Here is a 15,665-nt window from a genome sequence, read left to right as displayed (position 1 = left end):
GGCTACGGCCTCCGGGATTTTCTATGTTTTTTAAGCAAGGAGCACCGTATTAAAGCCAGTCAGAAGCGCTCGCGTCGCTGGGCATGCGCCAGTCGGCACGAGGCGATAGCGAGATGGTACCGACCTTCGGGCCGTCGGGAATGCAACTGCGCTTGAACTGCTGCGTAAAGAAACGCCTGATAAAGATGGCGAGCGCCTTGTCGATTTCTTCGTCAGTATGCTTGCCCTTGAAGGCGTATTTCGCAAGGTAGCGGAGCTTTTCGGGAGAGGCGCCGTATTTCGCAAAATGGTAAAGGAAAAAGTCATGGAGTTCGTAAGCACCGAGAATGCTCTCCGTCTTTTGCGCAATCTGGCCGTTTGAATCGGCGGGCAAGAGTTCCGGAGAGACGGGCGTGTCGAGGATGTCACGGAGGACTGCGGCAAGTTCTGCGCCTTTTTCGCGGGTTTCAAGATGCGCGCCGGTTTCGCTGGGGGAAAGTTCCGCGCCGGTTTGATTCAGGTTTTGAACTGAGCGGTCGGCATACCAGCTTACGATATGGCGCACGAGGGTCTTGGGAATATCGCAGTTCACCGCATACATGGACATGTGATCGGCATTGTAGGTGCTCCAGCCAAGCGCAATTTCGGAGAGGTCTCCCGTACCAATGACAATCCCGCCTTCGCTGTTCGCAATATCCATCAGGATTTGCGTGCGTTCGCGGGCCTGTACGTTCTCGTAAGTCACGTCAAACTTTTGCGGGTCGTGCCCGATGTCGACAAAGTGCTGGAGGCATGCCTTCCGGATATCGACGGTGCGGAGTTCCACGCCCAGGAGTTTCGCAAGTTCAACCGCATTGTTTCTGGTGCGATGTGTTGTCCCGAATCCGGGCATCGTGAGCGCAAGAATTTCTTTTGCAGGGCGGTTCAGCAGTTTGAATGTTTCCGCAACCACAAGAAGCGCAAGCGTAGAATCGAGCCCGCCACTCAGGCCAATTACAGCACGCTTGCTTCGGGTCGCCTCTAGGCGCTTGGCAAGCCCCGCGCACTGTATGTTGAAAATTTCGGTGCAAGATGTATCGCGGGTTTCAAGTGAGCCGGGAACGAAAGGCGTCGGCGAAACACAACGGTACTGGAGCGTATCGCAACCACGCAAGCCTTCAAGAGTCGCCGCCCGCGCAATAATGGCACGGCTGTCAAAATCCTGGAAGCTGCCTTCACTCAGGCGCTGCATATTCAGACGCTCCACGTCCACATCGGCATACACGATTTCGGTTTCCCGCGAGAACGGCTTGCTTTCGGCGAGCATGCTACCGTTTTCTGCTATCATCAAATGACCGCTAAAGACCATGTCCGTCGTAGATTCGTGCACTCCGGCAGAGGCATACACGTAAGCCGCCATGCAACGCGCCGACTGGTTCATCACCAAGTTCCTGCGGTAATCGCGCTTGCCTACCAGCGCATCACTTGCAGAGAGATTCACGATGACGTTCGCACCCGCAAGGGCGAGCTCCCCGCTGGGTGGCGCAGGTGTCCACAAGTCTTCGCAAAGTTCCACACCTACGCGGACCTCGGAACCATCGCTACAAGAAGCGCAATTCAGATTATTAGATGTACAATTCAGACCGCCAGATGCGCGGCCGCTCACGGTGATGAAATTTGTGATAGGTACTTCGCTTGCGCCTTCTATAAAGCACGTCACGGTGCCCGCAACACTCCCTGCCGAAGCGCCACATGCCCCGCGCAACAAATCGCGCCCGCTGGAAAAATGACGTTTCTCGTAGAATTCACGCTGGTTCGGCAAGTGTATCTTGGGCGTTACCGCAATCACCTTGCCGCGCTGCACAAAGGCGGCGCAGTTATATAGGCGACCAAAAATCCGGAGAGGCAGCCCCACAGCAACCACGGAGTCACAATCTTTTAAATCTTCCGCGATTTTCAGCAAGCTACGGGTGCTGTTCTGCAAAAGCAGTTCCTGGTGGAACAAGTCGCCGCAAGTATAGCCCGTAATGCAAAGTTCCGGGAAAACGACAAAAGCCGCCCCGTTAGAGGCAGCAATTTTCGCGCTCCTGATAATTTCTTCGGTATTGTAGGCGGTATCGGCCACCTTCAACACCGGAGAAACACATGCGAACCGGTAAAATCCGAACATATAAACCGTTACCTGAGCGCCGCGACTTTCGCCTTCGCGTCGGCCATGGCGCGTACCACGAGGGAGGCGCCATTCGCACAGTCGCCCACCGCATGGATGTGTCGGGCAGGATCTGCGATAATCGCCGTACGCGGGGTGAGTTGCAGGCCCAGGTCGTTCACGATGCCTTCGGCAGGCACGCCGGTGAATCCCATGGCGAGCACCACCAGGTCGGTATCGATGACTTCGGTAGAATTCGGGACCTCGTTCGGCTTGAGCGGGCGACCCTGCGGGGACATTTCCCATTCCACGCGAACCGCTTCCACGCCAGCCACGCGACCGTCCTTCACGATGAACTGCTTGGAAGAAACATTCCAACGGCGCTCACCGCCTTCATGCTGGGCATAGCTGGTGCGCAGCATGTACGGCCAATCGGGCCACGGCGTGGACGGGGAACGTTCCTCGGGAGGCTTGGGCATGAATTCCACCTGGAGCACGCTTTCACAGCCTTCACGGATGGCCTTACCCACGCAGTCGTTACCCGTATCGCCACCGCCAATCACCAAGACCTTGCGGCCCTTGGCGCTGAACTTTTCGGGATTCTTTTCACCCGGCATTTCGGCACCGTGCAGAAAGTCGAGAGCAAGGAAAATACCTTCGGCTTCGCGGCCCGGGATTTTCAAGTCGCGGGCATTCGGCGTTCCAATTGCAAGGAACACTTCGTCATAATTCTTATGGATGTATTCCGCCGCGATGTCCTTACCGATTTCGGTATTGTAGACAAACTTGATTCCGGCAGCTTCGAGCAAGGCGATACGGCGGTCGATAATGGACTTGTCAAGCTTCCAGTTCGGGATGCCGTAACGCAGCAGGCCACCCGCCTTCGCTTGCTTCTCGAAAACAGTGACAGCATAGCCCTTACGGCGGAGCGCCTCGGCAGCAAACAAGCCTGCAGGACCCGAGCCGATGACCGCGGCAGACTTGCCGTTGGGTTCTGCAGTCGGGAGCACCACGCGACCTTCCTCAAAGGCGGTCTCGATGATGAACTTCTCGATCTGGCGCACCATCACCGGATCGTTATGTACGTTGCCGGTACAGGCGGATTCGCAAAGCGCCGGGCAAACGCGGCCCGTGAACTCCGGGAAGAACGCCGTCTTGCTGATGATATCGTAAGCGCGTTCCGCATTCCCCACGGCAACAGCCGCATTGAATTCGGGGACGAGGTTACCGAGGGGGCAACCCGCACCATGGCAGAACGGGATTCCGCATGTGTGGCAGCGGCCCGCCTGATTGATGACCTCGATCGAGGTGAGCTTGCGCTCGACTTCGTTGTTGTCCTTGACACGCTCTTCGACAGGGCGGTAGATGTCTGCAATTCGGTTGATTTCCTGCATATTAACCTCAAATCCCTATGCCTTTTGGGCCTTCAAAAGAGCGTTCCTGTAATCCACCGGGAATATCTTCACGAACTTCGGACGTTCGCTATTCCAGTTCTCGAGAATGCGCTTGCCCTTCTCGCTGCCCGTCGCTTCAACGTGCTGCTTGATGATATCGAGCAGTTCGCTTTCGCTCTCGGTGCCCGGAAGTACGCTTTCCAAATCGGCGGAATCCACGTTGCAGCTCAGGTCAAAGTGGCCCGTCTCATCGTAGACGTAGGCAAAGCCACCCGTCATACCCGCGGCGAAATTCACGCCCACGCGACCGAGCACAACCACGCGACCGCCAGTCATGTATTCGCAGCCGTGATCGCCCACGCCTTCGCTTACCAAGAGCATACCCGAGTTACGGATGCCAAAGCGTTCGCCAGCGAGACCGTTGATGAAGATCTTGCCCGAAGTTCCGCCGTAACCGATGACGTTACCCGCAATCACGTTGTCTTCGGCCTTGAAGCTTGCATTGCTGGGCGGGCGAACGATAATCTTACCGCCCGAAAGGCCCTTGCCCATAAAGTCGTTGGCTTCACCCTGCAAATCGAGGGTGATACCCGGAGCGAGGAACGCACCGAAGCTCTGGCCCGCGACACCCTGCAGGTGAATCTTGATGGTATCTTCGGGAAGGCCCTTCACGCCAAAGCGTTCATCCACCTCGCCGGAAAGTTCCGTACCCACCGTACGGTCAACGTTGTGCACCACCGTGCAGAGTTCTACAGCCTTGCCACTCTTAAGCGTATCGGCCACGAACGGCAGAAGTTCACGGCGGTCGAAGTTCACCAGTTCTTCCTTCACGAAGTTCTTGTCGAAGGACTTGATGCCGCCACCCACGGTCTCGAAAATCTTGGAGAAGTCGAGGTTGTGAGCCTTGTAGAAGGCAATCGCCTCGTCGCGTTCCAGCAAATCGCTACGGCCGCAGGCTTCTGCCAACGAGCGCAGGCCAAGGCTTGCAAGAATCTCGCGGACTTCATCAGCAATGAAGAAGAGGAAGTTTTCTACGTACTCGGGCTTGCCCGCAAAGCGCTTGCGGTAGTCCGCATCCTGCGTGGCGATACCCATGGGGCACTGGTTCGTATGGCACTTACGGTCCATCACGCAACCAAGGCTGACCAACAGGTTCGTTGCAAAGCCAAATTCTTCGGCACCGAGGAGGGCGGCCACCACCACATCGCGGCCCGTCTTGAGCTGGCCATCCACCTGGAGCTTGATGCGTCCACGCAAATCGTTCAGCACCAGCGTCTGTTCTGCTTCGGCTATGCCCAGTTCCCAGGGGAGGCCGGCATGCTTGATGGAGGTCAGCGGAGATGCACCCGTACCGCCATCGTGGCCGGAAATCAGCACCACGTCGGCATGAGCCTTCGCGACACCCGCGGCAATCGTACCCACACCTACTTCGGATACGAGCTTCACGGAAACACGGGCCTTCGGGTTGGCATTGCGCAAGTCGTAAATCAACTGCGCCAAGTCTTCGATGGAGTAAATATCATGGTGCGGCGGAGGAGAAATCAGCGACACATTCGGGATGGAGTGACGGATACGTGCCACGAACTCGTTCACCTTGTGGGCCGGCAACTGGCCACCTTCACCGGGCTTTGCGCCCTGAGCCATCTTGATTTGCAAATCCTTCGCATGACGCAGGTAGTCGATGGTCACGCCAAAGCGGCCCGAAGCAACCTGGCGAATGGCAGAACTGCGGATATCGCCGTTAGCGGCCGGAGTATCGCGGTCAGGGTCCTCGCCACCTTCACCGCAGTTGCTCATGGCACCGATGCGGTTCATGGCAATGGCGATGGTCTCGTGGGCTTCGGGGCTCAAGGAGCCAAGGCTCATGGCGCCCGCCACAAAATGCTTCACTATAGATTCTCGAGTTTCGACTTCGCTAATGTCAATCGGGGTCGCATTCTTGAACTTGAATAGACCGCGCAACGTTGCCTGACGTTCGGACTGGTCATTAATCAGCTTGCTATAGACCTTGAACTTCTCGTAATCGCCTCCCTGCACCGCCTGGCGGAACGCGGCAAGAGACTGCGGAGTCCACAGGTGTTTTTCGCCTTCCTTGCGGAATGCATACTGGCCGCCCGACTGCAGAACCTTGCTTGCATCGGCAAAGGCAATCTTCTGACGCTCGCCCACTTCGCGGGCAATTTCCTCGAGGCCGATACCTTCAATACGGCTTGCGGTACCCGGCAAAAACTTCTCGATGAGCTCGTGATTCAAGCCCACGGCTTCAAAAATCTGGGCGCTGCGGTAGCTGCGGAGCGTGGAGATACCCATCTTGCTCATAATCTTGAGCAGTCCCTTATCAACAGCCTTTACATAATTTGCAGCAGCCGTCACCGGGTCCACATCCAGGTCGCCGTTGTGGCACATGTTAGTAATGCTTTCGAAGGCAAGATACGGGTTGATGACCGTTGCACCGTAACCGAGGAGCAGGGCAAAGTGCATCACCTCACGCACTTCACCGCTCTGCACGATCAAGCCGATTTCGGGGCGAACACCCGCTTCCACCAGGGCACGGTTCACGCAAGCCGTCGCGAGGAGCGAAGGCATGGGCACGTAGCCCCAGTCAATGTTCTTGTCCGAAAGCACGATGATGTCGTAGTTGTCCTGCACGGCACGCACGGCATCGCCGGCGAGGTTCTGGAGCGCCGCTTCCAGCACGGAACCGTCACCGCCCAGCGGGAACTGCATCTTGAGCACCTTCGCCTTGAACGCCTTGTCGCCGATATTTTCAAAGCGGCGGATTTCATCTTCCGTCACAATCGGGCGCGGAATCTTAATCAGGTGAGCCTGTTCCGGAGTTTCTTCCAGAATGTTGCCGTGGTTCCCGATGTATGTCGTAAGGCTCATCACCAGCTCTTCGCGAATCGGGTCGATAGGCGGGTTAGTCACCTGAGCGAACAGTTGCTTGAAGTAGTTGAACAGCGGCTGCGGTTTGTCCGAAAGCACGGCAAGCGCGGCATCATTACCCATGGAGCCAATCGGCTCTGCTCCGTTCTTGGCCATAGGCTGCAAGATGACGCTCAGGTCTTCGGCAGAATAGCCAAAGCGCTTCTGCTGCACCAGAATATCTTCGGGAACGTCGGACGGATTGATTTCGCTAAAGAGCCCGCGAACGCTCATCTTGTTCTCGGCAACCCAGCGGCGGTAAGGCTTGGCTCTCGCCACCTGCGCCTTCATTTCCGCATTCTTCAAGATGCGGTGATTTTCCAAATCCAGATAAATGATTTCGCCGGGCTTGAGGCGGCCCTTTTCTTCCACCTCGTCATCGCGGAGGTCAAGCACGCCCGTCTCGGACGCCATCACGAAAAGACCGTCTTTACACAGAGTGTAACGTGCCGGACGAAGACCGTTGCGGTCGAGAATCGCACCCGCATTCACGCCATCGCTGAACGCCACGGCAGCAGGGCCATCCCACGGCTCCATGAGCATAGATTCGTATTCGAAGAACCCACGCACGTCGCGACCCAGGTAATGTTTTTTGCCCCAGGCCTGCGGCATGAGCATCATCATCGCATGCGGAAGGCTACGACCCGCAGCGACGAGGAGCTCAAACATGTTGTCAAGGCTGGCCGAGTCACTCTGCCCCGCCGGAACGAGCGGCAAAAGCTTCTGCAGGTCATCGCCGATAATATCGCTCTTCAGGTGCGGCTCGCGGGCGCGCAGGCTGTTGAGGTTTCCGCGCAGGGTATTGATTTCGCCGTTATGAGCGAGGTAGCGGAACGGATGCGCCAAGGGCCATGTGGGGAACGTGTTCGTGGAGTAGCGCTGGTGAACAAGCGCAATCGGGCTCTCGAAATCAAGATCGTTCAAGTCCTTGTAGAAGCCCTCGATCTGGCTTGCCAAAAGCAGGCCCTTGTACACGATGCTACGGCGGCTGCAGCTGCAAACATACAAGCCCTTGCAGGCCTTTTCCATCAGGCGGCGAGCAACATACAACTTAATATCGAACGCGCTGTCGGATTCGAAAGCGGAACCGTCGAAGAACACCTGGCGGATATGAGGCAAAGTCTCGCGGGCCGTGCGACCGATCTTGTCGGCATTCACCGGCACCTCGCGGAAGTTCAGCACCGGCATGCTCTCGGCAGCGGCAATCTCCTTGATCTTTACGTCAAAGGCATCCGCCGCAAGCGTATTCTCCACAAAGAACATCGCCACACCATAGCGGGCAGGCAGTTCCGAGTTCACCTTGCGGAAAAACTTGTGGGGCATCGAAAGCAAGAGACCCGCACCGTCGCCGGTTTCCGGGTCTCCACCTGCTGCACCGCGGTGCATGAGCCTCTTCAAAACAGTAATGCCCTGCAGCACAATCTGGTGCGAGGCTACATTATTAATATTGGCGACCAGGCCGACACCGCAGGCGTCGTGTTCGTTCATCGGGTCGTAAAGAGCTTGAGCGTTCATACTCGTCCTTTTCTAAATTTGCGAATCATTCTCAAATTCGCACATTAATCCTATTTTTGCGAAAGGACTTTGCAAAAACCGTGCCAAATCTCGGTACAACCCGCCAATTATTGAAAAAGCGGAAATAAAATGTAAAATAGAAACCAAATTCTATAATTCAGTCAAATTTTCAATTTCAAAAAACGTAAAAGAAATAGCGTTTATTACAATTTCCGTAATAAACAAGAAAAAGAGAGAATACCCCCTCGTTTTCCTAGTCATGCACGCAGCGGATATAGGCACGAATAAGTCCCGGCGGTGTTTTGGTTACGAAAGTCGCGCTATCCGAATTGTCAAATAACATAAAGTTCGACAACCCACCATCATGCGGAGCCCAGAACCGGGTCGCCTCCCCTAGCCCCTCGAACGATCCGTCGTCTTGCAGGTAGCCGCCGGGCAATATGTTAAACTCGAACTGATTTACGCCGTTCCACTCGTCAGAAGATTTCAGATAATAGGACATCTTCTCAAAGTCCCATGATTCTTCCAATACAAAGTCCAGATTCTGCCAATCCTGGTAGGTCGCAACATGGTAGCCAGCGGTGCATACGCTCCGTTGCTTCTCCGAATATTCGCACTGCGTGTAATTGCACGAATCCGGCAGGTGCATCGCCTCGGCCCAGGTGTAAAGCCTTCCGTACTCTGCGCAATTCTCCTCATCCATGTCGTAGCAGACCCCCAAAGAATCCGCGCAGTCGGACCTCCAGAAATCGTAGCAATCCGAGACCTCGTTTTTCGCAATCCAGGTGAACCCCATAAAGGACGTGAACTTGTAATCCGCATCACCGTCATGGGCAATATATCCGACGGTATATTGCTGAGAACTAGACGATTCAAGGGAACTCGATGAAGTTCCTTCGGAGCTCGATAAGGATTCTTTGGAACTCGACGACTGGGGCACAAAAGAACTCGAGGCAACGCTCGAACTGGAGGCCGGGATATCGTACCTTTTATCCCCGCGGATATCCCTGGGCGCAACACCTTCGTCGAGACATGCGGCAAGCATCAAGACGCACAAGGCCAGCAAGAGGAATTTCGCATTCACTCTCATTTTCCCGCCTCCTGCGATTGCATTTCGCTTCGGCAAGGGTACTGTTTCAGCCAAGCGAGAACATTTTCCCTAGAATGTTTTTCGGAACACAATTCCGGATAGACCTTCGGCACGAGGTCTTCGGGATCAAGCGCAAAATTCGAAACGGCCCAATAAGCCACAGAAACTCCAAGGCCAATCATGAGTCCCCCTACACCACTATTGGTCGCCAGAGCCCCAGGCAAGAAGGACAACGTCCCGACCAACAAAGATGGCCAGAAAAGAACCTTGCGTTCCATCTGTTGACAATAATCGAAAGAATCGACGGGCACCCTGTAGGCCGTATTCCCGTAATCCTGCTTGAGCCATACACTCCTGGAACCTTCGTCATAACAGATCCCCTTGGACGTAACCGCAGTCACGGAATCGCTCGGATGTTCCGCAAGCGACATGGTTTTCAAGGAATCCGGAATCTGGAACCACTGACGCTTGATGGTATGCAGCGAATCGATTTTCCCATTTTCATCCCGCAAGCTGTCGGCATATACTGCATCAATTTCCCTCATTTTCTTGGCATTCTTTTTTGCCATCGAACGCATCACGTCGTTTCCGCCGAGTGTTGCCGTGGTGGATGACCAGATATCCAAAGTCAGAGCAAAGCGGTTCCGGTCTTCATCCAAGTCGCGGCCATACCGGAATTCCAGCGAAACCCTGCTGTCGTTCCCAATTTTCTTTGACACATAGAATCCGCCGCCAACTTCCGTGTAAAAGCGGTGCCGCGGAACCGGGATGCCGCAATCAAACGAATAGCAGTCTTCATCGACAAAATAAACTTCGCGGCCGTTCCTAGAAACGTGTTCCGTAAAACCGATTTTCCAGTTGTCGTTCAACGGAATCTGTTCTATCGCCATTCCGCCGCCGGAATAACGCCACAGCGCACCGCGCTCATCGGATTTTATTGCGGGTATGACAATCGCGTTCATGTTGCTCCAAGCCGTAAGCCCCAAATAGGGAGAGACAAAACCCATCTGCATGAACGGAGAAAATGTCTGGTAACCCAGCCCAAATGTAAAATAGCCTCCGCTAATATAGCTGGCAAGGTTCACGTCGCCCCACCACTCGGCATAGCTGTAATGGCTGTAGGAATTGTTCTCGTGTCTGCCATTTTCCAGGTCGCCCGCATAATATGACAATCCGAAACTTCCGACCGCACCATCTTTCGCATAGCTATCCATATAGGCCGCCGCGGGAGGCGGACGCATCACGGAACTGCAACCAGCAAGACATGCAGCAACCAAAAGGAGCAACAACAGGGCCGCCTTATTTTTCAATCCGACCGTCATAAGAGCAGACTCATTGAAAAAGCCCAATAAATAAGCGGGTTATCGTCCGGACGCGTTCCCATTTCGAAAGAGAATATATACCCCTGATGATTTTTGGTGTTAGACTCTTTTAACAACGGGATGTTTGTATAGCCAACAAAATCAATACCATAATAATAAATCCAGTCCTCGACATGGTAGCCATCCTGAAGGGCCGGATCTATACGATTCCCCGTACGGTAGTCGGTACCGGTATAGACGCGGGAACCGGGATTGATAATGTGCATCTGACGGAGTCCTCCATGGAGTCCAACGCCCAGGCCGTGGTTGTTCATGAACACCATGGTTCCGCCGCCGACATTAAGGCTACCCGTAAGCAAACTCTCATGGACATCGGTCGTCATGGCATTATCTTCGTCATAACCAAAATAACATCCGTATGACAGATCGTACGTCGCCGCCAGATAAAGGGGGCCCAACCACTGAACCACCATGGGATAAAGACCCACTTTCAAAAGGGCAGAATAATAGGCATTCAAAAACAATCCGCCACCAAGACGATGGCCTGCCCAATGTTCCGCACCCGCGGTATTTTTTGTTCTGGGCCATTTGAAATCGACCAGGTTCATTTCGAAGCGGAAGCTCGACCCATCAACCTTGTCACGCGAGTAATGACTTTGCAAATCCTCGCTAGTGCTAACGATATTCCCCGTTATATTACAGTAATCACAAGATCCAATAGAAGTCGAGAACGAAAAGATGCGCGAACTTCCTGGAGCAATTTGCCTTGCCAAAAGCGCCTGCGGTACAAAACTGGGCGACAGAACAACATAATCGTCCGCCCATGCGGCAAAAGCGCAAAGAAATACAATCAGCAGGCAAATCTTTCGCATAGTTTGTTTAAAAAATATAATTTTTCCCCTATCTTTTTTATATTTAAAACGAAAAGAGACAATAAAAATGGACCAGAAAGAGATTGACCTCACCCGGTATTTCGAGCTGAAAAAACAGCTAGAAGAAGCAAGCCGCCTTTACTACAAGGAAGGCGTCTCCCCTATGAGCGACCAGGATTTCGACTTCGGGCTCAAGGAGATGGAAGCGCTCGAGGCGAAATACCCGGAACTGCGCGGGCAGGGTTCGCTCACGCAGCGGGTTGGAAGCGACTTGACGAACGACTTTGCGAAGGTCGCGCACGCCGTGCCGATGCTGAGCATCGCGAACGTGTACAGCGCCGAAGAGATGGCGGAATTCGTGAAAGCAGCAGAGGACGGAATTTCAGCCCTTGAACCCCAAACCTCAAACCCCAAAGCGACCGAAGGTCGCGACCTCGCACCTCACACTTGGATCTGCGAGCGGAAAATCGACGGCGTTTCGCTCTCCATCGTGTACGAGAATGGACGTTTGAAGCAGGCGGCCACCCGCGGCGACGGCGCCCAGGGCGACGACGTGACTTTAAATGCGCTTACGATTGCGGACATTCCCGAATACTTTGACGCGAAGAAGCTGAAGATTGACCCGAGCGAAATCCCGCAGGGCACATTCGAGGTACGCGGCGAAGTCTACATGGAGCGCGAAGCTTTCGAACGCCTGAACGAGCAGTTTATCTTGGAAGGCAAGAAGATTTTCCAGAACCCGCGCAATACGGTTTCGGGCTCGCTCAAGCTCAAGAGTGTCGCCGAATGCAAGACGCGCCCGATGCGCTTCTTTGCCTACCACATTCCGCAGAGCAACAACAAGACCCACGAAGAAAACCTGCTGCAGCTCAAGCGCCTCGGATTCCACACCAACGACTACTGGACTGCCGACACCACCGATGAAATCATGAAGATTTCGGAGCAGATTGGAGCGAGCCGCGACAGCCTCCCCTTCGAAATCGACGGCATGGTCGTAAAGCTGAACGACCTTGCCATGCAGCGTGCCCTCGGTACCACAAGCAAGAGCCCGCGCTGGGCCATCGCCTACAAGTTCAAGGCCGAGCGCGCTTACACACCGCTCCTCTCCGTAGAATTCCAGGTGGGCCGCACCGGGGCCGTGACGCCGGTCGCGAACCTTGCCCCCGTGCGCCTCGCGGGCACCACCGTCAAACGCGCCACCCTCCACAACTTTGACGAAGTCTCACGCCTGGACCTGCATTACGGCGACACCGTCGGCGTCGAGAAGGGCGGCGAAATCATCCCAAAAATCACCGACGTCAAGAAGGAACTCCGCCCTATCGGAGCCGAACCCGTAAAGGCACCCGAAAAATGCCCGGTTTGCGGAGAACCGCTCACCCACATCGACGACGAAGTGATTTTGCGCTGCGAAAACATGCACTGTGCAGCGCAGGTGCAATGCCTGTTCGAACATTTCGTGAGCCGCGAGGCCATGAACATCGAAAACCTCGGCCCCGCCCTCATCGCAAGCCTGATTGCCACGGGCAAAATCAAGCGCATTCCGGACCTGTACCGCCTCACGCTCGAAGACCTTGAATCGCAGGAACGCATGGCCAAGAAGAGTGCGAAGAATGTCTACGACGCCATCGCAGCCTCCAAGGAGCGTAGCCTCGAAAACCTGTTGCACGGCCTCGGCATCCGCTTCGTGGGCCGCACCAGCGCCAGGAATCTCGCCAAGCACTTCCGCACGCTCGATAAAATCCGCGCCGCCACCGTCGAAGACCTGCAAAACGTAACGGACGTGGGCGAACGCATCGGGAAATCCGTCTACGACTTCTTCCACACCGAACGCTACCGCAACGAGGTCGAAGAACTCATTGCGCTCGGCTGTCCCACCGAATTCAAGGGCATCGTGAAGACGCTGTTCCAGGGGCAGACAGCTGTCATCACCGGAACGCTCCCGAGCATGGACCGCGATGAGGCCCGCAAGCTAATCGAAGAGAACGGTGGCAAGGTATCGGGTTCCGTAAGCAAGAAGACGAGCTGGGTCCTCGCGGGCGAAGCCGCCGGATCTAAGCTCACCAAGGCGAATGAACTCGGGATTCCCGTACACGACGAGGCGTGGCTCCTCGCACAAATCGCGAACAGCGATAGCGGCGATAGCGGCGATAGCGGCGAACCCCCCGATTCCGCCAATGTCGAAAAAGATGGTAGCAAAAAAACCGCCGCCGACGCCAACGGTCAATTAAGTTTATTCTAAGCCCGATTCGCTATTTCATCAAGGCTTGTTAGGCTCCGGCGACATCATCTGCAACAGAGAATCATTCACGGCTTCTCTAGGTGTATCCTGGACGCAGCGCAGGGAAAACGACGTGCTTTCAAAATCTTCCGCACGCATCAGCTCATCCTTGCTGTTGATGAGATTCCAGTAGGCAGCGCCTACGTCCCCACCGCCGGACGCTTCCCAGAAATAGGCGCTGGAGCCGAGTTCCATGAATTCGCCGTCGCTGTAGCGCGCCCCCGCAGGAATCGCGTTAAAGCCAGAAACTTCTGTAATGGGCGCACCGCCACGGACCCAGCCTTCGCGCATCTTCATCGCGGAAGCGACACTCCCCTTCCCAATCTGAGCGATACTGGAGACAAGTTCGTCCCATTCCTTCTGCGAAGGCACATGCCAGCCAACCGGGCAAATTCCCTGATGTTCTTCCAGGATTGCGCCCTCGACCGGATTAACAATAAAGTCGGCAGGAAGTCTCATCGCCACATGCCACGGATAAAGCCTACCGTAGCTACGGCACCGAATATCCTTGTCCTCGTAGCAGAAGCTTCCGGGAGCGGCAAAGCGCAGGTTTTCGGCCATCCACCTCTTGTTCCCGATGAGAACCGTCTTGTAGTGGTTTTCGTCGCGGGAATCGTAAATCGCCGTGCTGTCGTAAATTTCATCGATACCGGGCGGATCCATCACGCAGCGCACCGGGAAGGCAGCTGCCTTTCCTGAACTGTCGCGCAACAGGTCGTCGCCATCATAGCGTAGCGACCAGAAGAAGGCCGACACGGAATCCTTCTCGGCCGTACTCCAGAATCCGGTTGCAGAATCCCTTCCGGTAAACGCAGAGACAGCGGGCAAGAAACCGGACGGCAACGCGTTGAAACCGAACCCGTTTTCACCGGGCATCGAATTTTCCGTTTCCGGCCACACACCGCGCGCCTTGAGGTTTGTTCCCACGGCCACCGCGTCATCTATGTCCTGAATATACGCATTCAGGCGCTCAAAATCATAGATGCTCGGCACATGCCAGCCGACAGGGCACACGCCTCGATGAACGCGCTTGACAGAATCGCGAGCAGTCAATTCCGAGTAGTCGTTCGGGAGTTTCATCGCCGCAGCCCAGGTGTAGAGCCTGCCGTACTTCGCACAGTTCGCCGAATCGCCTCCATAGCAGAAGCTTCCCGGAACATCCACATCCAGATTCTTGGCCATCCACACCTGGTCACCGATATGTATCGCGTAAATTTCCCTGTTCTGCACCTTCATGACCTCGGGTTGCACGACAACCGGAGGCGGAGGCGGCTCCTTGATCTTGTAGAGTTTGTCTTCGACGCAGCGGACGGAAACAGCGTTGTCCTTGGTATCGAGAACCTTGTCGAATGACTTGGAGTCGTATGTCAAGCGCCAAAAATAAGCTCCGCCCGCATCGTACTCGGTTGCCGCCCAGAACTGGGCCGACGCCCCCTTGTCCATGAACTCGCCGATGAAATACTTTTCGCCGGCAGGCAGGGCATTGAAGCCAAACTCGTCGCTTCCGAAAGGCAGGCGCAATTCCCGGTCCCAGCCATCCTTGGACTTGAGGCTGATGCCCACACCGTCGCTCTTTCCCGTCTTGCCCACAAAATACTTCATCTTCTTCCATTCCTTGTTGGTCGGGACATGCCAACCCGCGGGGCAAACGTCGTGCACGCGCTTTTTAAGCTTGGTAATGGATGTGGAATTGTAATAATCGACAAGCCTCATCGCCGCCGCCCATGTATAAAGGCGGCCATATTCCACACAATTCACTTCCTGCTTGTTGTAGCATTCGGTTCCCTTGAGCTTGAAGCGCAAATTCTCGGCCATCCAGCGCTGTTCGCCTATCTGCACCGTCTTGTAGACCTGCTTGTCTCGCGAGTCCACCAGGTCCGGCATCGGTTCAACCGCAAAAAGCACAGTCGACATCAAGAGCACAAAAATTATCACTTTCTTCTTCATGCAAATAAAATAACTTAATAAAGCACCATTTTCACAAAAAAAATAAAGAACTCACCGAAATGAGTTCTTTAGTACCCCCAAGCGGACTCGAACCGCTGTTGCGGGAATGAGAATCCCGAGTCCTGGGCCACTAGACGATAGGGGCAAGTGTGCCGAGCGGCACAAGTATAGAAAAAATCTACACCCGCGTCAACAGGTTTGAACCTGCCGACGCA

Annotated in this window: 8 protein-coding genes and 1 tRNA gene; 1 reads left to right on the top strand and 8 read right to left on the bottom strand. The window is 54.9% G+C overall.

Going from position 1 to position 15,665, the window contains the following annotated elements:
• Positions 1 to 49: 49 nt before the first annotated feature.
• From B4B27_RS13575 to B4B27_RS13550, 6 genes are all read right to left on the bottom strand, one after another.
• Complete coding sequence (locus tag B4B27_RS13575; RefSeq protein WP_290727172.1) at positions 50 to 2,128, bottom strand: NAD(+) synthase; 2,079 nt, start codon at positions 2,126 to 2,128, stop codon at positions 50 to 52.
• Between the two features lie 8 nt (positions 2,129 to 2,136).
• On the bottom strand, positions 2,137 to 3,501 hold the full coding sequence (locus tag B4B27_RS13570; protein ID WP_290727171.1) for a glutamate synthase subunit beta: 1,365 nt from the start codon (positions 3,499 to 3,501) through the stop codon (positions 2,137 to 2,139).
• Between the two features lie 15 nt (positions 3,502 to 3,516).
• Positions 3,517 to 7,941 carry a glutamate synthase large subunit gene (gene gltB / locus B4B27_RS13565; RefSeq protein WP_290727170.1) on the bottom strand — a complete coding sequence of 1,475 codons (4,425 nt, stop codon included), beginning with the start codon at positions 7,939 to 7,941 and terminating at the stop codon, positions 3,517 to 3,519.
• A 253-nt stretch (positions 7,942 to 8,194) separates the two neighbouring features.
• A complete protein-coding gene (locus B4B27_RS13560) occupies positions 8,195 to 9,031 on the bottom strand; it encodes an FISUMP domain-containing protein (RefSeq protein ID WP_290727169.1) in 837 nt (278 codons plus the stop codon).
• A complete protein-coding gene (locus B4B27_RS13555) occupies positions 9,028 to 10,353 on the bottom strand; it encodes a hypothetical protein (protein ID WP_290727168.1) in 1,326 nt (441 codons plus the stop codon). Before B4B27_RS13555 ends, B4B27_RS13560 begins: the two co-directional genes overlap by 4 nt.
• Complete coding sequence (locus tag B4B27_RS13550; protein WP_290727167.1) at positions 10,350 to 11,225, bottom strand: hypothetical protein; 876 nt, start codon at positions 11,223 to 11,225, stop codon at positions 10,350 to 10,352. The genes B4B27_RS13555 and B4B27_RS13550 overlap by 4 nt, the downstream gene beginning before the upstream one ends.
• A 67-nt stretch (positions 11,226 to 11,292) precedes the next feature.
• On the opposite strand from B4B27_RS13550, the gene ligA reads away from it, so the two are divergent.
• Positions 11,293 to 13,464 carry an NAD-dependent DNA ligase LigA gene (gene ligA / locus B4B27_RS13545; RefSeq protein WP_290727166.1) on the top strand — a complete coding sequence of 724 codons (2,172 nt, stop codon included), beginning with the start codon at positions 11,293 to 11,295 and terminating at the stop codon, positions 13,462 to 13,464.
• A gap of 18 nt (positions 13,465 to 13,482) precedes the next feature.
• Here the strand turns inward: ligA and B4B27_RS13540 are convergent, their stop codons facing one another.
• Together B4B27_RS13540 and B4B27_RS13535 are read right to left on the bottom strand one after the other, a co-directional pair.
• On the bottom strand, positions 13,483 to 15,450 hold the full coding sequence (locus B4B27_RS13540) for an FISUMP domain-containing protein (RefSeq protein WP_290727165.1): 1,968 nt from the start codon (positions 15,448 to 15,450) through the stop codon (positions 13,483 to 13,485).
• 72 nt (positions 15,451 to 15,522) lie between these two features.
• Positions 15,523 to 15,595 (bottom strand) — tRNA-Glu (locus tag B4B27_RS13535).
• Positions 15,596 to 15,665 lie beyond the last annotated feature (70 nt).

Source organism: Fibrobacter sp. UBA2449, from assembly GCF_002342555.1.
In the GTDB taxonomy this organism is placed as follows: domain Bacteria; phylum Fibrobacterota; class Fibrobacteria; order Fibrobacterales; family Fibrobacteraceae; genus Fibrobacter.
Note: the sequence above shows the minus strand (reverse complement) of the source record. Positions and strands in the feature narration are given on the sequence as shown.